Origin of the sequence: Janthinobacterium sp. 78, from assembly GCF_003096775.1 — a bacterium.
Classification (GTDB): Bacteria; Pseudomonadota; Gammaproteobacteria; order Burkholderiales; family Burkholderiaceae_D; genus Janthinobacterium; species Janthinobacterium tructae.
Genome location: NZ_QENT01000001.1, coordinates 6,007,482 through 6,028,618, shown reverse-complemented (window position 1 = coordinate 6,028,618; position 21,137 = coordinate 6,007,482). Strand labels below are relative to the sequence as shown.

Sequence of the window (21,137 nt, the reverse complement as noted above, 5' to 3'; positions counted from 1 at the left end):
AAGATCATGGCCACTGCCATCCTGAATGGAAAAGACATCACCGACGAAGCGAGCTTTCACGCCCAATGCGTGCCAGCCTTCGGTTTCCCCGCGTTTTACGGCAACAGCATGGATGCCTGGGTCGATTGCCTCAGCTATCTGCGTGACGACGAAAACATGACGCAGTTCCGTTTGAAACCGAACGAAGTGCTGGACATCGTCGTGCAAGACGCGGAGGCAATGAAGGCGCAAGTGCCGGACTTGCTGGAAGAAATCACCTTCTGTATCGCTGGCATCAATGAACGCTATGAAGACTATGGCGAAAAGCCGGCGTTGAAGCTGGTACTCAAGTGAATAGAATCGTAGGTCGGATTAGGCCCTGCGGGCCGTAATCCGACAACATTGTTGGCTGTGCAAGTCGGATTACGCGCAAGCGCTAATCCGACCTACGTCCAGACGACCAACATTTACACCACCTTGCGCTCGCGCAAGCCGTCAATCTCCGCACTGTCCAATTCCAGCCACTGCTGCAGCACCTCCTGCGTATGCTGCCCCAGCAGCGGCGGCGGCAAACGGTATTGCACGGGCGAGGCCGACAGGCGCACGGGATTGGCCACCAGCGCAACAGTCCCCGCCGTCGGATGCGGCATCTCCACTTTCAAGCCACGCGCGACCACTTGCGGGTCGGCAAAGACCTGGTCGATGCGGTTGACGGGACCGCACGGCACGGCTTGCGCCTCGAAGGCGCTGATCCACTCGGCCGTCGTGCGCATGACCGTGGTCTGGCGCATCAAGGGAATCAGGATCGCCCGGTGCGCCACGCGCTGCGGATTGGTGGCGAAGCGTTCATCCTGTGCCCACTCGGGGTGGCCGGTGACGGCGCAAAAGCGCGAGAATTGCCCATCGTTGCCGATCGCCAAAATCATGTCGCCATCGGCCGTCGGGAAGTCTTGATACGGCACGATGTTCGGATGCGCATTGCCCATGCGCTGCGGCACTTTTCCCCCACATAAGTAATTGGCCGCCTGGTTGCCCAGCGCCGCCACTTGCACGTCGAGCAAGGCCAGGTCGATATGCTGGCCCAGGCCCGAGCGCTCGCGTTCGGCCAGCGCCGCCTGCACGGCGATGGTGGCATATAAACCCGTCAGGATGTCCGTCTGCGCCACGCCCACTTTTTGCGGCCCGGCGCCCGGCTGGCCATCGGGCACGCCCGTGATGCTCATCAGGCCGCCCATGCCCTGGATCAGGAAGTCATAGCCGGCGCGCGCCGCATATGGCCCATCCTGGCCGAAGCCCGTGATCGAGCAGTACACGAGGCGCGGATTGAGTGCCAGCAAGCTGGCCGCATCCAAACCATATTGCTTCAAGCCATCGAGCTTGAAATTTTCCAGCAGCACGTCCGCTTCAGCCGCCAGCTGGCGCACCAGCGCCTGGCCTTCAGGGGCGGCCAGGTCGATGCACAAGGAGCGCTTGTTGCGGTTGGCGCACTGGAAATAGGCCGCCTCGGCGGTGTCGCGGCCATCCTCGTCTTTCAGGTACGGCGGACCCCAGGAGCGCGTGTCGTCGCCGCGGCCCGGCTGTTCGACCTTGACCACGTCGGCGCCGAGGTCAGCCAGCATTTGCCCGGCCCACGGGCCGGCCAGCACGCGCGACAGGTCCAGCACGCGCAAACCGGTCAGCGGTGCGGGCCGCAGGGTGGAAGCCAAGGTGTCCATCAGTTGTTGAAGGCGGCGATGCCGGTGATGGCGCGGCCGATGATCAGCGCGTGCACATCGTGCGTGCCTTCATAGGTGTTGACCACTTCCAGGTTGACCAGGTGGCGGATCACGCCGAACTCGTCGGAAATACCGTTGCCGCCCATCATGTCGCGCGCCACGCGGGCGATATCGAGCGCCTTGCCGCAGCTGTTGCGTTTCATGATCGACGTGATTTCCACGGCGGGCGAACCCTCATCCTTCATGCGGCCCAGGCGCAAACAGCCTTGCAAGCCCATGGTGATTTCCGTCAGCATATCGGCCAGTTTCTTTTGCACCAGCTGGTTCGCTGCCAGTGGACGGCCGAATTGCTGGCGGTCCATCGTGTACTGGCGTGCCTTCAGATAGCAGTCTTCCGCCGCGCCCAGCGCGCCCCAGGCGATGCCGTAGCGGGCGCTGTTCAGGCAAGTAAATGGACCCTTCAAGCCGCGCACGTCGGGGAAGGCGTTTTCTTCCGGGCAAAACACTTCATCCATGACGATTTCACCGGTGATGCTGGTGCGCAAGCCGACCTTGCCGTGGATTTCCGGCGCCGACAAGCCTTTCCAGCCTTTTTCCAGCACGAAGCCGCGGATCGCGCCTTCATCATCCTTGGCCCAGACGACGAACACGTCGGCAATCGGGCTGTTGGTGATCCACATCTTCGCGCCGGACAGGCTGTAGCCGCCCGGCACCTTGCGCGCACGCGTGACCATGCTGCCCGGATCGGAGCCGTGGTTCGGTTCCGTCAGGCCGAAGCAGCCGATGAATTCGCCCGTCGCCAGTTTCGGCAGGTATTTCTGTTTCGTTTCTTCGTTGCCGAAGGCATGGATCGGCACCATCACCAGCGACGATTGCACGCTCATCATCGAGCGGTAGCCGGAATCGACACGCTCGACTTCGCGCGCGGCCAGGCCGTAGCAGACGTAGTTCAGGCCGGCGCCGCCGTATTCTTCGGGGATGGTCGTGCCCAGCAAGCCCAGCTCGCCCATTTCGCGGAAGATGGCTGCGTCCGTGCGGCCATGGCGGAACGATTCGAGCACGCGCGGCACCAGGCTGCCCTGGCAATAGTCGCGGGCAGCTTCCAGCACGGCGCGTTCGTCGCCCGTCAGTTGTTCTTCCAGCAGCAGGGGGGAATTCCAGTCGAATACAGTTTTGCTCATCACAGGCCTCGCAGGTGAGCGCCGGTGATCGGCGCAAGATTGAATATGGCTCATGGTAGGTTCTTGCCTAGCCTTGCGCAAACGATTTTTTTGCACCCAGACATGCGTGTTGCGCATATCTTGCGGCATACTAGGGGTCTTTCACCGGCCCGATACCCCCATGTCACGCAAAATCCCGATGCTGCAGGCGCTCAATTGTTTCGAGGCGGCCGCGCGGCACCAGAGCTACACGCACGCGGCGCGCGAACTGTCGCTGACGCAAAGCGCCGTGTCGCGGCAGATTTCATCACTGGAAAGTTTTCTTGGTGTGCAACTGTTTCAGCGCACGCGCCATGGCGTGTTGCTGACCAGCGCCGGCGCCGCGTATGCGCGCCAGATCGCGGCCCGCCTCGATGGCCTGGAGCGCGACACGCTCGACACCATGGCGCGCCAGGGCGGCGGCGGGGCATTGCAGCTCGCTTCCGTGCCCACATTTGCCACGCGCTGGCTGATGCCGCGCCTGGGCTCGCTGGCAGGGCGGCACCCCGACATCGTCGTGCATATCGACGCGTATACAAAACCGTTCATGTTTGCCGATACGGAATACGACGGCGCGCTGTACGCGGGTACGCCCGAGCAGCTGGCGCGCTGGCCCGGCACGCGCGCCACCTTGCTCATGCACGAAGAAATCGTGCCCGTCGCCAGCCCGCGCCTGCTGGCGGCGCGCAGCGACTGGCAGCCGCACGATGTATTGGAACTGACCTTGTTGCAGCAAAGTACGCGTCCGGGCGCCTGGCGCCAGTGGTTTGACGCCATGCAGGTCGAAGGAGAGGGGCGCGATGGGGCACACTATGGCGCCCGCTACGAACTGTTTTCCATGCTGGCCATGGCGGCCGTGCAGGGGCAAGGCGTGGTCTTGCTGCCGCGTATGCTGGTCGAAGCGGAACTGGCGCGTGGCGAACTGCGCATCGTTTGCGAGCGCCCACTGCGCGGCCAGCGCGCGTATTACCTGATCACGCCCGAAACGGCGCATGAAAAAACAGCCTTGCAGCAGTTCCGCGTCTGGCTGCAAGGTGAAGCCGCTTAGACGACTTTGCCGGTCTCGAAATGGGGATTGTCGATCAGGCCGATCTGGTTGCCGAACGGGTCGAGCAATTCCACCGTGCGAATGCCGTCGCCCACATCCGTGATCGGATGGTGCAAGGTGCCGCCCAGCGCAACGATGCGCTCGACTTCTTGCTCGATGCCGTCCACGCCCCAGTACGTCACGCTGCCTTGCGTGCCTGGCTCGCCGCCTGGCATCAGCCCAAGTTCGAAGCCGCCGATGGCAAAACCCACATAAAACGGCTGGTCGAAATACGGCGCCGCGTTAAATACCTGGCTGTACCAGGCTTTGGCCTGGTCCAGGTCGGGGACGGGATAGGTGACGGTGCGTAAGCCCTTGATCATGTTCTGCTCCTGGTGAATGAAGAATAACGCCATCATGCCACCGGCGCGTGCGGGGCGATTGGAAAAATGGAAGGTGCTCAGGCGCGCCGGCCCGTCAGCCACGCCTCGGGCGAACTGTGGGCGAAATCCTGGAAGTCGTGGATCAGGTGCGACTGGTCGAAATAGCCAAATTGCAAGGCCACTTGCGCCCAGTCCGGCTGCCCCGCCAGGCCTTGCATGCCGGCGCTGGCGGCGCGGAAACGGCAGATGCGGGCAAACAATTTCGGGCTGATGCCGACGTGCTGGCGAAATTGCAGCGCCAGGTGCTGGCGCGACACGCCCAGTTGCGCGGCCAGTCCGTCCACGCGCACCTGGCCGCATGCGCGTTCGATGGCCGCGATGGCATGTGCGGCCGCACCGGCCTGGCGCCGTGGCGGCGCGGTGCGCAGGCGCAGCAGCAGATAATCTTGCAAAACAGAAACTCTTTGTGCATTCGACAAGGGATCGCTCCACAGCGCGTCACCGAGGCGTGCCGCCAGCTCGCGGCCCCACAGTTGCTGCAGTCCCGTGCGGCCATCGCTCAGTTCGCACAAGGGCAGCTGGAAGAAGCGCGCCGCCGCGCCCGGCTTGAAGCGGGCCGCCACCGTCTGCACGAGACCCAGGCTGGCGACGGCAATCGGCGCCGTCATCATGCCCACGGCAAAGCTGGCATCTTGCTGGTCCTGGCACAGGATGTCGATGCAATTGTCGGGCAAGACCTGGTGCGTGACGGGTGTGGCGCCCGTCTGCACGCGGCAGGTCCAGACGCAGTCGAGCCAGGGCCGCAGGGCGGGAATGGGTAGATATTCCTGGTAGACGATCATGGCCGGCTTTGATGCAAAGAACAAGATTGCCCATATATTACACAGCATAATTGTGCGCCGGCCAAAAAATGCCGGCCCGGGCCGCCAGCGCGCCGCGCTATCGGGCGGCGACAACCAGTATAATGCTCGGTTCATATCCACTATTGGCCGCACATCATGCAAGATAAATATAGTCCCGCCGACGTCGAACAAGCCGCCCAATCGCACTGGAAGGCGATCGACGCCTACAAAGCCGTCGAACACGACCCGCGTTTCCCTAAAGGCAAGTATTTTGCCTGCTCGATGCTGCCTTACCCTTCGGGCAAGCTGCACATGGGTCACGTGCGCAACTATACGATCAATGATGTGATGTACCGCTACCTGCGCATGAACGGCTACAACGTGCTCATGCCGATGGGCTGGGATGCGTTCGGCATGCCGGCGGAAAACGCGGCCATGGCCAACAACGTGCCGCCCGCGCAATGGACGTATTCGAACATCGCCCACATGAAGCAGCAGATGGAATCGATGGGCCTGGCCATCGACTGGTCGCGCGAAATGACCGCCTGCAAGCCCGAATACTACAAATGGAACCAGTGGATGTTCCTGAAGATGCTGGAAAAAGGCATCATCTACAAAAAGACCGGCACCGTGAACTGGGACCCGATCGACCAGACCGTGCTGGCCAACGAGCAAGTCGTCGATGGCAAGGGCTGGCGTTCCGGCGCGCTAATCGAAAAGCGCGAAATCCCCATGTACTACGCGCGCATCACCGACTACGCGGAAGAATTGCTGGCGTATGTCGATGACAAGCTGCCGGGCTGGCCCGAGCGTGTGCGCACCATGCAGACCAACTGGATCGGCAAGTCGACGGGCGTGCGCTTTGCCTTCCCGCACACCATTGCGGATGCCGAAGGCAGCCTGATTGGCGACGGCAAGCTGTATGTCTTCACCACCCGCCCCGACACCGTCATGGGCGTGACCTTCTGCGCCGTGGCCGCCGAGCACCCGCTGGCCCTCCACGCCGCGCAAAGCAATCCCGCACTGGCCGCCTTCAACGCCGAATGTAAACTCGGTTCCGTGATCGAAGCGGACATGGCAACGATGGAGAAGAAGGGCATGCCGACCGGCCTGTTCGTCACCCATCCGTTGACGGGCGCGCAAGTGGAAGTATGGGTCGGCAATTACGTGCTGATGACCTACGGCGATGGCGCCGTGATGGGCGTGCCGGCGCATGACGAACGCGATTTCGGCTTCGCCAAGAAATACAATCTGCCGATCAAGCAAGTGATCGAAGTCAAGGGTCAGGAATTTTCGATGGACGCCTGGCAGGAATCGTATGGCAGCAAGGACGGCGTCTGTGTCGCCTCCGGCAAATACGATGGCCTGCATTTCGCTTCCGCCGTCGATGCGGTGGCCGCCGACCTGGCAGAACTTGGCCTGGGCGAAAAGAAAACCACCTTCCGCCTGCGCGACTGGGGCATTTCGCGCCAGCGCTACTGGGGCACGCCGATCCCGATGATCCATTGCCTTGACTGCGGTGTGGTGCCGGTACCGGAAAAAGATCTGCCGGTGGTGCTGCCGGAAGACTGCGTGCCGGACGGCACGGGCAATCCGCTGAACAAGTACGAAGCCTTCCTGCAGTGCGACTGCCCGCAGTGCGGCAAGCCGGCGCGCCGCGAGACGGACACCATGGATACCTTCGTCGATTCGTCGTGGTATTACATGCGCTATACCTCGCCAGGCTCGAACGACGCCATGGTCGACGCGCGCAACGATTACTGGATGCCGATGGACCAGTACATCGGCGGCATCGAACACGCCGTCATGCACTTGCTGTACGCGCGCTTCTGGACCAAGATCATGCGCGACTTCGGCCTGGTCAAGTTCGACGAGCCGTTCGTCAATCTGCTGACGCAAGGCATGGTGCTCAACGAAACGTACTTCCGCAAGGACGCGGTGGGCAAGACCACCTGGTTCAACCCGGACGACGTGCGCCTGTCGCTCGATGACAAGGGCCGTCCGCAAAGCGCCGTCCTGGTGGCCGATGGCCAGCCGGTGGAAATCGGCGGCACGGAAAAAATGTCGAAGTCGAAGAACAACGGCATCGACCCGCAAGCGCAGATCGAGCAGTACGGCGCCGACACGGCCCGTCTGTTTACCATGTTCGCCTCGCCGCCGGAACAGACGCTGGAATGGTCGGGCAGCGGTGTCGAAGGCGCGAACCGCTTCCTGCGCCGCGTGTGGAACTTCGGCTACGCCCAGTCGGCCACGATTCAAGCCGCACTGGCTGGCGGCGCCGCACCGGCCACCGGCGACGCGCAGAAAAACCTGCGCCGCGAATTGCACAAGCTGCTGCAGCAAGCCGATTACGACTTGAAGCGCATCCAGTACAACACCGTGGTGTCGGCCTGCATGAAGATGCTCAATACGCTGGAATCGGCCAAGCTGGACGATAGCGCGCAGTCGAAGGCCCTGATCGCCGAAGGCTTCTCCATCTTCCTGCGTCTGTTGAACCCTGTCGCGCCGCACATCACCCACGTGCTGTGGCAGGAACTGGGCTACGCCGGCGTGCACGGCGACCTGCTGAACGTCGCCTGGCCGCAAGTTGACCCGGCCGCATTGGAACAGTCCGAGATCGAGATGATGATCCAGGTGAACGGCAAGCTGCGCGGCTCGATCACGGTGTCCAAGGATGCGGACAAGGCCAGCATCGAAGCGGCCGCGCTGGCGTGCGAAAGTGTGCAAAAGTACGTCGAAACCACGCCGAAGAAGATCATCGTCGTGCCAGGCAAGTTAATCAGCATCGTGGTGTAATCATGACGACTTCCTCTCAAGTATCGCTGTTGGGCCGCCGTGCCGCGCTGGCGTTGGGGCTGACTGTTTTGCTGTCGGCCTGCGGCTTTCATTTGCGCGGTTCGAACGGCAGTTTCATGCTGCCGTTCGCGACGATGTACATCGGCTTGCCCGATACATCGCCGCTGGCGATCGGCCTGAAGCGCTATATCCGCGCCATCGGCAGCACGGAGGTGGTGGGCACCAAGGATGGCGCCGACGCCGTCCTTGAAGTGCTCAGCGACCCGGAGAGGAATCGTACCAAGACCATTTTGTCGCTGAACAAAAATGGCCGCGTACAAGAGTATCAACTTGGTTATTCGATCAATTTCCGCGTGCTGGACAAGGCCGGCAACCAGTTGCTGGCACCGACGACCATCAGCCTGGTGCGTCCGATTACCTTCGACGAGTCGCAGGTACTGGCCAAGGAAACCGAGGAGGCGGCGCTGTACCGCGACATGCGCAACGACCTGGTGCAGCAGATCATGCGCCGCCTGGCCGCCATCAAGCCGGTGCTGCCGGCCATGTCGGTGGCGCCCGTGACACCGGTCGCGCCGGCAGCCCCGCAGCAGTAACGGGGACGCCATGCAATTGCGGATAGACGCGCTCGACGGGCATGTGGCCAAGCCGCTGGCGCAGCTGTATGTGATCACCAGCGACGAACACTTGCTGGCGCTGGAAGCGGCCGACAAGATCCGCCGCGCGGCGCGCGCGCAAGGGTTTTCCGAACGCGACGTACTGACGGTGGAGCGCAGCTTCAAGTGGGGCGAACTGCTGGCGGCGAACCAGGAGCTGTCGCTGTTCGGCGATAAAAAGCTGATCGAGCTGCGCATCCCCACCGGCAAACCGGGCAAGGATGGCGGGGCGGCGCTGCAAAGCTATGCAAAAAACCTCAGCCCCGATAACCTGACCCTGATCACCTTGCCCAAGCTGGACTGGGCCACGCAGAAGGCGGCCTGGGTCGCCAGCCTGCAGCAGGCGGCCGTGTATATCGAGATTCCGAATGTGGAACGGGCGCAGTTGCCGGCCTGGATATCCCAGCGCTTGGCCGCGCAGGGCCAGAGCGCGGAGCGCGCCAGCATCGACTTCATCGCCGAACGGGTGGAGGGCAATTTGCTGGCGGCGCACCAGGAGATCCAGAAACTGGGTTTGCTGCACGCGGCGGGCAAGCTGACGTATGAGCAAGTGCAGGACGCGGTGCTGAACGTGGCCCGCTACGATGTCTTCAAGCTGTCCGAAGCCATGCTGGCCGGCGATCCGGCGCGCCTGGTGCGCATGCTCGAAGGCTTGAAAGGCGAGGGCGAGGCGCTGCCGCTGGTGTTATGGGCCGTCTCCGAGGAAATCCGCACGCTGTTAAAATTGAAGGCCGGCATGGCGCAAGGGCGTCCATTGGGCGCGCTGCTGAAGGAATACCGCATCTGGGGTCCGCGCGAGCGGATGATGGAACCGGCCCTGCGGCGCATTTCGCTGCCCGTGCTGGAAGCGGCGCTGCAGCAGGCGGCGCAGGTGGACAAGATGATCAAGGGCTTGCGCGCCAAGGGCTACGCGGGCGATGCCTGGGATGCCATGCTGCAACTGGGCCTGAAGATCGCCAAGGGTTAACTTTTATGGATACGAGCATGGACATCACAGAATATATGCAGGACGTGGGCACGCGCGCGCGCGCCGCTTCGCGCGCCATGGCGCGTGCCGACAGCGCCACGCGCAACCGCGCCTTGACCCTGATCGCCGCCGCCATCGTGCGCGACGCGGACCTGCTGCGCGCGGCCAACCAGCGCGACCTCGATGCGGCTGCTGCCGCCGGCCTGGCCCCGGCCATGCTGGACCGTCTGACCCTGTCCGACGCCGCCATCGCCACCATGGTCGAAGGCTTGACGCAAATCGTCGCGCTGGCCGATCCGATCGGCGAAATCTCGAACATGAAGTTCCGCCCGACGGGCATCCAGGTGGGGCAGATGCGCGTGCCGCTGGGCGTCATCGGCATCATCTATGAAGCGCGTCCGAACGTGACGGTGGACGCGGCCGGCCTGTGCATCAAGAGCGGCAACGCGACGATTCTGCGCGGCGGCTCGGAAGCGATTCATTGCAACCGCGCGCTGGCCAAGCTGGTGGCCGAGGGCTTGCTGGGAGCAGGCCTGCCGGCCGATGCCGTGCAAGTGATCGATACCACCGACCGCGCCGCCGTCGGCGCCCTCATCACCATGCCGCAATTCGTCGACGTCATCGTGCCGCGCGGCGGCAAGGGCCTGATCGCGCGCCTGATGGCCGAGGCCACCGTGCCGATGATCAAGCACCTCGATGGCATCTGCCATGTGTACATCGACGCCAAGGCCGATATCAAAAAGGCGATCGATATCGGCTTCAACGCGAAGTGCCACCGCTACGGCACCTGCAACACCATGGAAACCCTGCTGGTGTCGCGCGCCATTGCCCCTACCGTGCTGCCGCAGCTGGCCGAACTGTACCTGACCAAGCAGGTCGAACTGCGTGCCGATCCGGAAAGCCATGCGATCCTGGCCGCCGCCGCTTATCCGCACCTGGTGCCCGCCACCGAGGAAGACTGGTCCACCGAGTACCTGGCGGCGATTCTGTCGATCAGGGTCGTCGACGGCATCGATGAAGCGATGGACCACATCAACCGGTATTCGTCCAAGCACACGGAGTCCATCATTACGGAAGACTACAGCGATGCGCTGCGCTTCCTGCGCGAAGTCGATTCCGCCTCGGTGATGGTGAACGCGTCGACGCGTTTTGCCGATGGCTTCGAGTATGGCCTGGGCGCCGAGATCGGTATCTCGAACGACAAGCTGCACGCGCGTGGCCCGGTGGGACTGGAAGGCCTGACATCGCTCAAGTACGTGGTCTTTGGCCACGGCGAAGTCCGTAAATAGTCTCTTCGCGGGTTGCCCACAAGGCGGCCCGCGCTCGCATTTTTCTCCACCTCTGACACTGGGAACCCCATGCTCTTTCTCTGGACCAAAGCCTTCCACATCATCTTCGTCATGTCCTGGTTTGCCGGCCTGTTTTATTTGCCGCGTATTTTCGTGAACCTGGCGATGGAGACGGAAACGGTGGCCACCGAGCGACTGTTGCTGATGGCGCGCAAGCTGTACCGCTTCATGTCCCTGCTGGCGCTGCCGGCGATGGTGCTGGGACTGGCGTTGATGTGGATGCTGTACGGTGGGGGCGAAGGCCGCATGAAGATGCCGGGCTGGATGCATGCCAAGCTGACGTTCGTGGTGCTGCTGCTCGGCTACCACCACGCCTGCGGTGCCATCCTGCGCAAGTTTGAAAAAGGTCTTAACAAGCGCAGCCACACCTGGTTCCGCTGGTTTAATGAAGTGCCGGTGGTGATGCTGCTGGTCGTCGTGGTGCTGGTCGTGGTCAAGCCTTTCTAAGGGAATCGAGATGAGTGCAAGCCAGAACAAAGTCGTGCAGTATTTCTTCGCGCCTCACTCGCCATGGACCTACCTGGGTCACGCGCGCCTGATGGCCATCGCCGCCAAGACGGGCGCTCAGATCGACGTGCGTCCCTTCGACCTGGGCAAGGTTTTCAGCGTGTCGGGCGGCCTGCCGCTGGCCAAGCGCGCACCGCAGCGCCAGGCGTATCGCCTGGCCGAACTGGCGCGCTGGTCGGCCTTTTTGCAAGTGCCATTGACCTTGCAGCCAAAGTTCTTCCCCGTCTCGCCGGAAGCGTCGGCCAAGCTGATCATCGCCACGCGCCTGGCGCACGGCGTGGAAGCATCGCTGAACCTGGCGCACGCCATCATGCGCGGCCTGTGGGCCGAAGAGCGCAATATCGGCGATGAAGAGACACTGGTGCAGATCGCCGTCGATGCGGGCTTCGAAGGCCGCCAGTTGCTGAAAACGTCGGAGACGGCCAGCGTGCAAGCCGAATACGATGCCAACACGGAAGCGGCGACTGCCGCCAGCGTCTTCGGCTCGCCGTGGTACATCGTCGATGGCGAAGGTTACTGGGGTCAGGACAGGCTCGATTTTGTCGAGCGGGCGCTGGAGACGTTGTAGGTCGGATTAGCGCTGCGCGCGTAATCCGACAAGCGCAGTCGGCGGCGGTGCATGTCGGCTTACGCCCTGGCGGGCTAATCCGACCTGCGCCGACCTGCGCAAGATATTGGATGTAGGTCGGATTAGCGCTGTGCGCGTAATCCGACAAGTTTTGAAATTTTTAGTTAATTGTTTTTCAACGGATAAAAGGTACACCATGGCTTCATATTTTTGCCCATGCCCGCGCGGCATGGAAGCGGCGCTGGCCGAGGAACTGGGCGAGATTGCCCAGGATAGTTCGACCATGAAGGTCCACAATCAGGTGCCGGGCGGCGTACATTGCTCGGGCGACCTGCTCGATTCCTACCGCATCAACCTGCATTCGCGTATTGCTTCGCGCGTGCTGATGCGCATGGCCCATTCCGGCTACAAGACGGAAAACGATATTTATGACCTGACCCTGGCGCAATCCTGGGAAGACTGGTTCGGCGTGCACCACACGATCCGCGTCGACGTCACGGCCGTGAAGTCGCCGCTGCGCAGCCTGGAATTTACTACGCTGAAAATCAAGGATGCGATCTGCGACCGCTTCCGCGACCAGTTCAACGAGCGCCCATCGGTCAACACCAAGACACCGGACATGCGCATCGTCGGCTTCCTCGACGCGCACACGTTTACCGTGTATCTCGACACCTCGGGCGAAGCCCTGTTCAAGCGCGGCTGGCGCGAAGAGACGGGCGACGCGCCGCTGCGCGAAAACCTGGCCGCCGGCCTGCTGCGCGTGTCGGGCTGGAAGCCGGGCATGGTGCTGTTCGACCCGATGTGCGGTTCCGGCACCATCCTGGCCGAAGCGGCGCAGATGCTGCAGGGGATTCCACCGGGCGCCACGCGCCAGTTCGCCTTTGAAAACTTCCACGACTTCGATCCGGCGCCGTGGAATGCCATGAAAAACGCCATCAAGGTCAATCCGCTGCCAGCCGAACCGACCATTTTCGGCAGCGACATTTCGGGCGACATGGTGGCCATGACGCGCCATAACCTGCGTTGCGCCGGCGTGCGTTTCGACGTGCCCTTGAAACAGATCGAGGCGCAGGAAGTCAAGCCGCCAAGCGACGTGCCGGGCATCATGCTGACCAACCCGCCGTACGGCGAGCGTATCGGCGTGCGCGGCGACAGCACCATCCCGGAAGATGAATTGTCGACCTCCTTCTATTCGGCCATGGGCACGACCCTGAAGCAGCGTTTCGCCGGCTGGACGGTATTCCTCTTCACGGCCGACCTGGGCTTGCCCAAACTGCTGCGGTTGAAGGAAGCGCGCAAGACGCCATTCTTCAACGGCGCGCTGGAATGCCGTTTGTTCCGCTTCGATATGGTCGCCGGTTACAACCGCCGCGAAGAAGCCAAGCCAAAAAACATCTGATTAAACCTACTGCGCGTTGCCACTTGCGGCTTGCGATGCTCACCGTACTTTCGTACGGTTGCGCTTCTCGGCCACAATTGGCGGCCGCTCGCTACGGTTTTCTCAGATGTTTTACGCACTAAAAAATGCAGTATCACGCGCGCGGACCGGAATCGGTCCGCGCGCCACTTTGGAACCGCCATGTTTCCCATCCCTCCGGCGAGTGTGCCGCCCGACCCGGTCACGCCCGTTCCGCCTCCCACCCCGAGCCACATGGCGCCGCTGAGCCGCGGTGCGCTGGCCATGCTGCTGGCGGGCCTGTCAATGCTGGGGCCTTTGTCGATCGACACCTATCTGCCCGCCTTTGGCGCGATCCAGGGTTCGCTGCAGGCGTCGCCGCTGGAAGTGCAGCAGTCGCTGACGTTCTACATGCTGGCCTTTGCCGGCATGGTGCTGTGGCATGGCGCGATCTCGGACACCTTTGGCCGGCGCAACGTGGTGCTGGTATCGCTGCTGATGTTTGCCATCGGCTCGCTCGGCTGCGCTTCGGCGCACACGGTGCATTATTTATGGTTTTTCCGCATCCTGCAGGGCGTCTCGGCTGGCGCCGGCGTGGTGATCAGCCGCGCCATCATCCGCGACCTGTATGCCGATGCGGCGGCGGCGCGTTTGCTGTCGCTGGTGACGATGATCTTTTCCATCGCCCCGGCCGTGGCGCCCATCCTCGGTGGCTGGATCGTCATCTGGTTCGACTGGCGCTCGATTTTCCTGTTCCTTGCCTTTTACACGGTGGTGCTGCTGGCGTTCTGCTACTGGCGCCTGCCTGAAACCCTGCCTTTGGCCAAACGCCAGCCCTTCAATCCCCGTTTCCTGGCATCGAGCTATGGCCAGATCCTGCGCTCGCCCCTGTTCCACATCAAGGCCGGCATCGTCGCCCTCAATTTCGCGGGCCTGTTCCTGTTCATCACGGCCGCGCCGGAAATGCTGCCCAAGCAGCTGGGCCTGGGGCCATCGCAATTCGCCTGGCTGTTCATTCCTTGCGTGAGCGGGATTTTCATGGGTGCCCTGGCGGCCAACCGCATCGCCGGCAAGGTCACGTTCGCGCGCCAGATCGGCATCGGCTTTGCCTTCCTGCTGTGCGCTGCCAGCGTCAATGTCGTGTACCACCTGTTCCTGCCGCCATCACTGCCCTGGTCGGTGCTGCCGCTGTTCTTCTACACCTTCGGCATGTCGCTGGTGGGGCCGGGCGCGACCCTGCTGGCGCTGGACCTGTTCCCGCATATCCGCGGCACTGTCGCCTCGTGCCAGTCGTTCGCCAGCACCTTGCTCGGTGCCGTGGTGGCCGGCGTGATCTCGCCGCTGCTGTCCGGTTCCGTGCTGTGGCTGGCCTCGGGCCAGCTGGCATTTACAGCCCTGGCGCTGGCGCTGTGGCTGATCTCGCGGCGCTTCCGCCAGCGTTTGCTGGGTTCCTTCAAGGCATAAGTTTCCACGACAGAACGCTGGGTTTATTTCAACTTAATTTTCTATATTGCAATTAATACAGGATGCTATGATAAGATGACTTTTTCCCCGGCATCCTCTCAGGCAGTTTGTTTTTGGGTTACAGGAGTGGAGGATTGCTCTGGACGTGGCCGCGCTTCGCTGCTGAGCGCTCATCCTTTTCGAACCGGCAATGCCTGATACGATGCAAGAATCTGATCAAGATATTCGCAATCGCCTGCTGATTGCCCGCCTGCCGGCCATGCCGCAGATCCTCATCAAACTGATCGCCCACCTGCAGGCCGACGATGCCGGCATGCCGGAGCTGGCCGCCCTGATCGCCAAGGATGCGGGCATGAGCAGCAAGATCCTCGGCGTGGCCAACAGCTCGGCCTACCATCGCCAGGGCAAGGTCGTCAGCCTGGAACAGTCGCTCGTGTCGCTGGGCACGGACATGATCAAGACCCTGGTCATCAGTGAATCCGTCTTCCAGACCTTCAACGGCTTTCCCCATTCCGGCAGTACGGATTTGCGCGCCTTCTGGAAAAGCTCGCTGTCGGTCGCCGTCATGGCGCGCGCGCTGGCCAAGGCCATGGCCTATCCGCACGTCGAGGAAGCGTATCTGGCAGGCTTGCTGCACAACGTGGGCCGCCTGGCCTTGCTGGCCACGGCGCCGAAGGAATACGCGTTCAATTTCACGGCGCGCGACGATGCCGCCCTGTGCGCGGTGGAGCAGCGCACCTTGCAGATCACGCATGCCGAAGCGGGCGCCTGGCTGATCGAGCGCTGGCAGCTCGATTCCTTCCTGGCCGACAGCGTGCTGTATCACCATGAACCGCTGGCGCGCCTGGAGGCCAGTCATCCCTTGATCCGCATCGTGCGCCTGGCGCACCTGCTGTGCTGCCATGCCGACGATGCGGAATCGATTGCGCAGGCGGCGCAATTCTGCGCGCTGGAGCTGGAGGTACTGGACAAGCTGGCCGGCAGCGTCGCGCGCCAGGTGCAGCAGACGGCTCAGCATCTGGGCATCGACCTGGCCGGCGCGGACGATATCGCCACCCCGCCCGCGTATGCGCCGCCATCCGTCGATCCGGTGCAGCAGCGCCTGTCCGACGAAGTGCGCAACATGGTGCTGGTATCCGAAGTGGGCCAGACCTTTGCCCGGCAGCAGGGCGAGAGCAGCCTGCTCGAAGCCATCACCCGCTCGGCGCGCATCCTGTTCGATTTCGACACCGCCATCATCCTGCTGCAAAACCCCACCGGCCATGCGCTGGTGGGCGTGGCGGCGGGCGAACATCAGCAGCGCCTGGCCGGCTTCTCGATCCCGCTGGCCAAGGGCGGGCCCCTGGCCGCCGCGGCGCTGGAAGGCAAGCAGGCGTTCTTGAAACGCGACATGCCGGCGCTGGGCATCGTCGAGGAGCAGATGTTTCGCATTCTTGGTACCGATAGCCTGGTCTGCGTGCCTTTGGTGGCGGGCCAGCGCAGTCTTGGGGTGCTGATCGGCGGCGTGGCGGCGTGGCAGATTGCCGCTTGCCAGAAGCGCGAGGGTTTCCTGCGCGCGTATGCCAACCAGGCCGCCATGGCGCTGGAAACGGCCGTCAGTGCGCGCGGCCTGGCACGGCGCCAGCTCGATCACGTGGCCGAGGAGTACCGCACCGCCTCGCGCCGCGTCGTGCATGAAGTGAATAACCCGCTATCCATCATCAAGAACTATCTGAGCGTGCTCGATCACAAGCTGGAGAAACAGCAACCGGTCAGCAGCGAGATGGCTATCCTGAACGAAGAGATCGACAGGGTCGGGCAGTTGATCGGCGGCCTGGCCGATCTGCAGCCGGTGGCGTCTAGTGGCGTGACCGATTGCGCGCGCGTGGTCGACGATGTGCTGCGATTGTTCCGCGCCACCGACTTCCTGCCGCCGAAGATCGAGGTGGTCACGCGCATGCAGGACGCGCCATGCGAGGTGGAGGCCGATGCCGGCATGCTCAAGCAAATCCTGCTCAACCTGCTGAAAAACGCCGTCGAAGCCTTGCCCGATGGCGGGCGCATCGAAGTGGCGAACCGTGGCCACGTCAACCGCGACCGCCGCCTGTACCTGGAACTGTGCGTCAGCGACAATGGCGCCGGCCTGGCGCCGGAGGTGCTGGCCAATCTGTTTTCCCCTGTGCGCAGCAACAAGGAAGGGGCGCATCACGGCCTGGGCCTGTCCATCGTGCACGATTTGGTCACGCGCCTGCATGGCGTGATCGGCTGCCGCAGCAGCAAGTCCGGCACCTCGTTTGAAATCCTGCTGCCCATTCCCTTGCCGGCGAGCGCTGCAGCCGCGCTGCCCGGGCCCGGCAATACCGCCCTGTCTTTGTAACGTCCATGAACTCCTCCGCCATTCCATTTGACCTGGAAAACAGCCCGCGCATCCTGCTCGTCGATGATGAGCCCCGGCTGCTCGCTTCCCTCCACGAATTGCTGAAGGACCGCGGCTACCAGCTGTACACGGCCACCTGCGGCAGCGAGGCGCTGGCGCAGTTGTCGAAACTGCGCTTCGACCTGATCCTGCTCGACTTGCGCCTGCCCGACATGAGCGGCCATGAAATCATGGACCACATCAACCGGCGCGGCATCGAGGGCGACGTGATCGTCATGAGCGGCGACGTCGGCATCGAGGCGGCCATCGGCGCCTTGAAGCGTGGCGCCTACGATTATCTGCGCAAGCCTTACAGCCGCGAGGAGCTGCTCAAGACGGTGGAGAACGCGCTGCAAAAGCGCAAGCTGGCGCTGGAAAACGAGCGTATCGCGCTGCAGCTGGAAAACTCGGAAAAGATGTACCGCTACCTGGTCGACAGCTCGCCCGATATCATCTATACCCTGAACCACGAAGGCCGTATCACCTTCATCAATGATCGGGTGCAGCAGTTGCTTGGCTTTAGCCGCGAAGAGCTGATCGGCAGCCATTATTCCATCCTCGTGCACGACGAAGACCAGGAGCGGGCGCGCTATGCCTTCAATGAGCGCCGCCTCGACGAGCGCGCCTCGCGCAATGTGGAGCTGCGCCTGAAGTGCCATAGCGGCAGTGGCAGCGACCGTACCTTCAACAACACGCTGATGACGATTCCGCTCAATTCGATCGGCATGCACGGCCTCGATCACGACGCCAGGAAGCAGGAATATTTCGGCACGTATGGCGTGGCGCGCGATATCACCGACCGCAAACGGGCCGAGGAAGTCATCTCCTACCAGGCTTACCACGATATCCTGACGGACCTGCCGAACCGCATGCTGTTCAAGGATCGCCTGGGCCTGGCCGTGATCCAGGCGCGGCGCAAGCTGACGGAGCTGGCCGTGATGTTCATCGACCTCGATCGCTTCAAACTGGTCAACGATACCCTGGGCCACGTGAAGGGCGACGAGTTGCTGCAGCAGGTGGCGTTGCGCCTGAAGGATTGTTTGCGCCGCGGCGATACCCTGGCGCGCCAGGGCGGCGATGAATTCACCATCGTGCTGCCGGAACTGCGCGACCGCCAGGATGCGCGCCTGATCGCCGACAAGTTCCTCGAATGCCTGCACCAGCCCTTCGACCTCGATGGCAACCAGGTGCATATTTCGGCCTCCATCGGCATCGCCATCTATCCGGGTGACGGCGAGACCATCGACGAGTTGCTGCGCCACGCCGACATCGCCATGTACCAGGTCAAGGCGCTGGGCAAGAACGGCCACAGTTTTTATCACGAGTCCATGCTCGACGTGTCGCACCAGAAGATCGCGCTCGAGCAGAGCCTGCGCAAGGCACTGGAGCTGAACCAGCTGGAAATGTATTACCAGCCGCAGGTGGACGTGATGACGGGCCGCATCGTCGGCGCCGAAGGGCTGATGCGCTGGAACCACCCGCAGCGGGGCTTGCTGACGGCCGGCGAATTCCTGCCGTTCGCCGAGGAAAACGGCTTGATGCTGCCGATCTCGGACTGGATGCTGGGCGCCCTGTGCCGCGACCTGGTGCAGTGGAACGCGGCCGGCGGCGAAGCCGTGCGCCTGTCGCTGAATCTGTCGCCGCAATACCTGGACCGGGGCGACTTTTTCGAAAAGATGCGCGGCGCGCTGACGCGCTACGGCATCGCGCCGGAAAAAATCGAAGTGGAAATCACTGAAAACATCTGCATCCGCAATCCGCAATATGCGATCGAGCAGTTGAACAAACTGTGCCAGCTGGGCGTGTCGGTCGCCATCGACGATTTCGGTACCGGCTATTCCTCGCTGTCGTATCTGCACCGCTTCCCCATCCACACCATCAAGATCGACCAGTCGTTTGTGAAGGAAATCCACGACGAGCATGGACACTATCCCGTGATCCTGGCCATCATCTCGATTGCGCGCGGCCTGGGCCTGCACCTTATCGCCGAAGGCGTGGAAACGGAAGGCCAGGCGCGCTATCTGCAGGACAAGGGTTGCACCACGATGCAGGGCTATCTGTACCACCGGCCCATTTCGCTGGGCAGCTTCATCGGCGTGCTGCAGGAGCAGAACCGCCTGATCGTCGATGCCGCCCCCGCGCTGTCGCAGACGCTGGCCATCGAGGCCTGAGCCATGCCGCCTGCCGCTCCCCGCTCCGCGCCCGTTCATTCCACGGCCGCGCATTCCACGGCTGCTCATTACACAGCCGATTATCTGCGCCTGAAAGGGCAGGCCGAGAAGGGCAATGCGCATGCCCAGCACAGCCTGGGCTTCATGTATTTCAACGGCCAGGGTATCGAGCAAAGCTATGCGCTGGCGCTGCACTGGTATGGCCTGGCTGCCGCGCAGGGACTCGAGCACGCCCAATACAACCTGGGCGTGATGTGCCAGAAGGGACAGGGCGTGGCGCAGGATTTCGTGCAGGCCGCGCACTGGTACCAGCAGGCGGCCGAGCAGGGTTACGCGGCGGCGCAGTACAACCTGGGCTGGCTGTATGCCAAGGGCCAGGGACTGGCGCAAGATAGCGGGCAAGCCATGCTGTGGTTCAGCCGCGCGGCCGAGCAGGGCGACGCGGGCGCGCAAAACAATCTGGGCATGATGTATGACAATGGCAAGGGCGTGCCGCAGGATTTCGTGCAAGCCATCAATTGGTATCGCAAGGCGGCCGAACAGGGCTATGCGCGCGCCCAGTTCAACCTGGGCCTGCACTACGACAATGGCCAGGGCGTGCGGCAGGACCGCCAGCAGGCGACCGCCTGGATGCGCAAGGCGGCCGAGCAGGGCTATGCGCCGGCCCAGTTCAGCCTGGCGCTGCGCTATGAAAACGGCGACGTGCTGCCGCAGGACAGCGGGCAGGCGATCAGCTGGTACCGGCGCGCGGCCGGGCAGGGCCACGCCAGTTCGCAGTTCAACCTGGGCCTGATCTACGACAATGGCCAGGGCGTGCCCTGCGATAAACAGGCGGCGCTGGCGTGGTACGTGAAGGCGGCAGGGCAGGGCCACGCGGCGGCCCAGCACAACCTGGGCCTGCACCATGAACATGGCGCGCAGGACTATACCCGCGCGCAGGTGTTCTACCGCCAGGCGGCCGGGCAGGGTTTTCCTGCCGCGCAGTATCAGCTGGGACTCCTGTATGAGCATGGACAGGGCATGCCTGCCGATGCGCAGGAAGCCATCTTCTGGTACCGCAAGGCGGCCGACCAGGGACATGTGCGGGCGCAATTCGACCTGGGCCTGCGCTATGAACATGGCCAGGGCGTGCCGCAGGATCTGGCGCTGGCGCTGGAGTGGTACCGCCGCGCCGCCGAGCAGGACTACGCGCCGGCGCAATACATGCAGGGCGTCTTGCACGACCGCGACGATGGTCCGGCGCCCGACAGCCAGCAGGCCTGCGCCTGTTACTGCCGCGCCGCCGCGCAGGGCCACAGCCTGGCCCAGTTTGCGCTGGGCCTGCGGCACGACAATGGCCAGGATGTGCCGCAGGATTATGCTGCCGCCTGGGACTGGTACGCGCTGGCCGCGCGCCAGGGCCATGCGCGGGCGCAACTGAATCTGGGCTTGATGGCGGCCAGCGGCCAGGGTGGCCCGCTCGATTTGCAGCAGGCGTATATCTGGCTGTCGATGGCCGTCGCGGCCGGCGTGGCCGGTGCGGAAAAATCCTTGCGCCAGACAGCGGCGCGCATGCGCGAGACAGATCTGGTGCGGGTGCGCGAACATCTGGCGGCGATAGCAGGCTGAGCTGCGCCGCCGGCGTTAGCGTGCGCGGATACAACAGTAGGTGCTGTATAGTCCTTTCCCTCCGCCATCTGCGGCCCCCTTGTTTGCCCCGGACACAACAAATTGCTGCAGTATTTGC

General features: G+C 63.1%; 17 protein-coding genes. 13 read left to right on the top strand and 4 right to left on the bottom strand.

Translation table 11 applies throughout. The features are described 5' to 3' along the window. Positions 1 to 6 precede the first annotated feature (6 nt). Complete coding sequence (locus C8C92_RS26520) at positions 7 to 333, top strand: barstar family protein (protein WP_099761924.1); 327 nt, start codon at positions 7 to 9, stop codon at positions 331 to 333. Positions 334 to 446: 113 nt separating this feature from the next. On the opposite strand, the gene C8C92_RS26515 is transcribed toward C8C92_RS26520, so the two are convergent. Further along, positions 447 to 1,694, bottom strand: a complete 1,248-nt coding sequence (locus tag C8C92_RS26515; RefSeq protein WP_116745731.1) for a CaiB/BaiF CoA-transferase family protein — start codon at positions 1,692 to 1,694, stop codon at positions 447 to 449. Then, a complete protein-coding gene (locus C8C92_RS26510; RefSeq protein ID WP_096238083.1) occupies positions 1,694 to 2,875 on the bottom strand; it encodes an acyl-CoA dehydrogenase in 1,182 nt (393 codons plus the stop codon). Before C8C92_RS26510 ends, C8C92_RS26515 begins: the two co-directional genes overlap by 1 nt. Before the next feature lie 160 nt (positions 2,876 to 3,035). Between C8C92_RS26510 and C8C92_RS26505 the strand changes: the two genes are divergently transcribed. Next, positions 3,036 to 3,941 (top strand): LysR substrate-binding domain-containing protein, encoded by a 906-nt coding sequence (locus C8C92_RS26505; RefSeq protein WP_165829554.1) that lies wholly within the window; start codon positions 3,036 to 3,038, stop codon positions 3,939 to 3,941. Here the strand turns inward: C8C92_RS26505 and C8C92_RS26500 are convergent. Next, positions 3,938 to 4,303, bottom strand: a complete 366-nt coding sequence (locus tag C8C92_RS26500; protein ID WP_096238702.1) for a VOC family protein — start codon at positions 4,301 to 4,303, stop codon at positions 3,938 to 3,940. The two genes, C8C92_RS26505 and C8C92_RS26500, sit on opposite strands and share 4 nt — an antisense overlap. A gap of 77 nt (positions 4,304 to 4,380) precedes the next feature. Next, positions 4,381 to 5,169 (bottom strand): helix-turn-helix domain-containing protein, encoded by a 789-nt coding sequence (locus C8C92_RS26495; protein WP_243420370.1) that lies wholly within the window; start codon positions 5,167 to 5,169, stop codon positions 4,381 to 4,383. A 132-nt stretch (positions 5,170 to 5,301) separates the two neighbouring features. On the opposite strand from C8C92_RS26495, the gene leuS reads away from it, so the two are divergent. From leuS to C8C92_RS26440, 11 genes are all read left to right on the top strand, one after another. Beyond that, a complete protein-coding gene (gene leuS, locus C8C92_RS26490) occupies positions 5,302 to 7,941 on the top strand; it encodes a leucine--tRNA ligase (RefSeq protein WP_116745729.1) in 2,640 nt (879 codons plus the stop codon). A 2-nt stretch (positions 7,942 to 7,943) separates the two neighbouring features. Continuing rightward, entirely contained in the window at positions 7,944 to 8,534 is a 591-nt protein-coding gene (gene lptE / locus C8C92_RS26485; protein ID WP_099761928.1) for an LPS assembly lipoprotein LptE, read from the top strand. A gap of 10 nt (positions 8,535 to 8,544) precedes the next feature. After that, a complete protein-coding gene (holA, locus tag C8C92_RS26480) occupies positions 8,545 to 9,561 on the top strand; it encodes a DNA polymerase III subunit delta (protein ID WP_099761929.1) in 1,017 nt (338 codons plus the stop codon). A 17-nt stretch (positions 9,562 to 9,578) separates the two neighbouring features. Then, positions 9,579 to 10,850 carry a glutamate-5-semialdehyde dehydrogenase gene (locus C8C92_RS26475; RefSeq protein ID WP_116745728.1) on the top strand — a complete coding sequence of 424 codons (1,272 nt, stop codon included), beginning with the start codon at positions 9,579 to 9,581 and terminating at the stop codon, positions 10,848 to 10,850. A 69-nt stretch (positions 10,851 to 10,919) separates the two neighbouring features. Continuing rightward, positions 10,920 to 11,357 (top strand): CopD family protein, encoded by a 438-nt coding sequence (locus C8C92_RS26470; protein WP_099761930.1) that lies wholly within the window; start codon positions 10,920 to 10,922, stop codon positions 11,355 to 11,357. A gap of 10 nt (positions 11,358 to 11,367) precedes the next feature. Then, on the top strand, positions 11,368 to 11,985 hold the full coding sequence (locus C8C92_RS26465) for a 2-hydroxychromene-2-carboxylate isomerase (RefSeq protein WP_099761931.1): 618 nt from the start codon (positions 11,368 to 11,370) through the stop codon (positions 11,983 to 11,985). 229 nt (positions 11,986 to 12,214) lie between these two features. Then, positions 12,215 to 13,384 carry a class I SAM-dependent RNA methyltransferase gene (locus C8C92_RS26460; protein WP_116745727.1) on the top strand — a complete coding sequence of 390 codons (1,170 nt, stop codon included), beginning with the start codon at positions 12,215 to 12,217 and terminating at the stop codon, positions 13,382 to 13,384. A gap of 180 nt (positions 13,385 to 13,564) precedes the next feature. After that, positions 13,565 to 14,845, top strand: coding sequence for a multidrug effflux MFS transporter (locus C8C92_RS26455; RefSeq protein ID WP_207781053.1), 1,281 nt, complete (start codon positions 13,565 to 13,567; stop codon positions 14,843 to 14,845). Between the two features lie 202 nt (positions 14,846 to 15,047). Then, the gene (locus C8C92_RS26450; RefSeq protein ID WP_243420369.1) at positions 15,048 to 17,201 is read left to right on the top strand and encodes an HDOD domain-containing protein; all 2,154 of its coding nucleotides are present in this window, start codon (positions 15,048 to 15,050) and stop codon (positions 17,199 to 17,201) included. Between the two features lie 5 nt (positions 17,202 to 17,206). Next, entirely contained in the window at positions 17,207 to 19,411 is a 2,205-nt protein-coding gene (locus tag C8C92_RS26445; protein WP_116745724.1) for an EAL domain-containing protein, read from the top strand. Positions 19,412 to 19,414: 3 nt separating this feature from the next. Next, positions 19,415 to 21,019, top strand: a complete 1,605-nt coding sequence (locus tag C8C92_RS26440) for an SEL1-like repeat protein (RefSeq protein ID WP_116745723.1) — start codon at positions 19,415 to 19,417, stop codon at positions 21,017 to 21,019. The last annotated feature ends 118 nt before the right edge of the window (positions 21,020 to 21,137 follow it).

What these genes read in the sequence shown, in the direction of transcription:
- C8C92_RS26520 (WP_099761924.1), top strand. Translation starts at nt 7, where the DNA reads ATGGCCACTGCCATCCTGAATGGAAAAGACATCACCGACGAAGCGAGC.
- C8C92_RS26515 (WP_116745731.1), bottom strand. Translation starts at nt 1,694, where the DNA reads ATGGACACCTTGGCTTCCACCCTGCGGCCCGCACCGCTGACCGGTTTG.
- C8C92_RS26510 (WP_096238083.1), bottom strand. Translation starts at nt 2,875, where the DNA reads ATGAGCAAAACTGTATTCGACTGGAATTCCCCCCTGCTGCTGGAAGAA.
- C8C92_RS26505 (WP_165829554.1), top strand. Translation starts at nt 3,036, where the DNA reads ATGTCACGCAAAATCCCGATGCTGCAGGCGCTCAATTGTTTCGAGGCG.
- C8C92_RS26500 (WP_096238702.1), bottom strand. Translation starts at nt 4,303, where the DNA reads ATGATCAAGGGCTTACGCACCGTCACCTATCCCGTCCCCGACCTGGAC.
- leuS (WP_116745729.1), top strand. Translation starts at nt 5,302, where the DNA reads ATGCAAGATAAATATAGTCCCGCCGACGTCGAACAAGCCGCCCAATCG.
- lptE (WP_099761928.1), top strand. Translation starts at nt 7,944, where the DNA reads ATGACGACTTCCTCTCAAGTATCGCTGTTGGGCCGCCGTGCCGCGCTG.
- holA (WP_099761929.1), top strand. Translation starts at nt 8,545, where the DNA reads ATGCAATTGCGGATAGACGCGCTCGACGGGCATGTGGCCAAGCCGCTG.
- C8C92_RS26475 (WP_116745728.1), top strand. Translation starts at nt 9,579, where the DNA reads ATGGACATCACAGAATATATGCAGGACGTGGGCACGCGCGCGCGCGCC.
- C8C92_RS26470 (WP_099761930.1), top strand. Translation starts at nt 10,920, where the DNA reads ATGCTCTTTCTCTGGACCAAAGCCTTCCACATCATCTTCGTCATGTCC.
- C8C92_RS26465 (WP_099761931.1), top strand. Translation starts at nt 11,368, where the DNA reads ATGAGTGCAAGCCAGAACAAAGTCGTGCAGTATTTCTTCGCGCCTCAC.
- C8C92_RS26460 (WP_116745727.1), top strand. Translation starts at nt 12,215, where the DNA reads ATGGAAGCGGCGCTGGCCGAGGAACTGGGCGAGATTGCCCAGGATAGT.
- C8C92_RS26455 (WP_207781053.1), top strand. Translation starts at nt 13,565, where the DNA reads ATGTTTCCCATCCCTCCGGCGAGTGTGCCGCCCGACCCGGTCACGCCC.
- C8C92_RS26450 (WP_243420369.1), top strand. Translation starts at nt 15,048, where the DNA reads ATGCAAGAATCTGATCAAGATATTCGCAATCGCCTGCTGATTGCCCGC.
- C8C92_RS26445 (WP_116745724.1), top strand. Translation starts at nt 17,207, where the DNA reads ATGAACTCCTCCGCCATTCCATTTGACCTGGAAAACAGCCCGCGCATC.
- C8C92_RS26440 (WP_116745723.1), top strand. Translation starts at nt 19,415, where the DNA reads ATGCCGCCTGCCGCTCCCCGCTCCGCGCCCGTTCATTCCACGGCCGCG.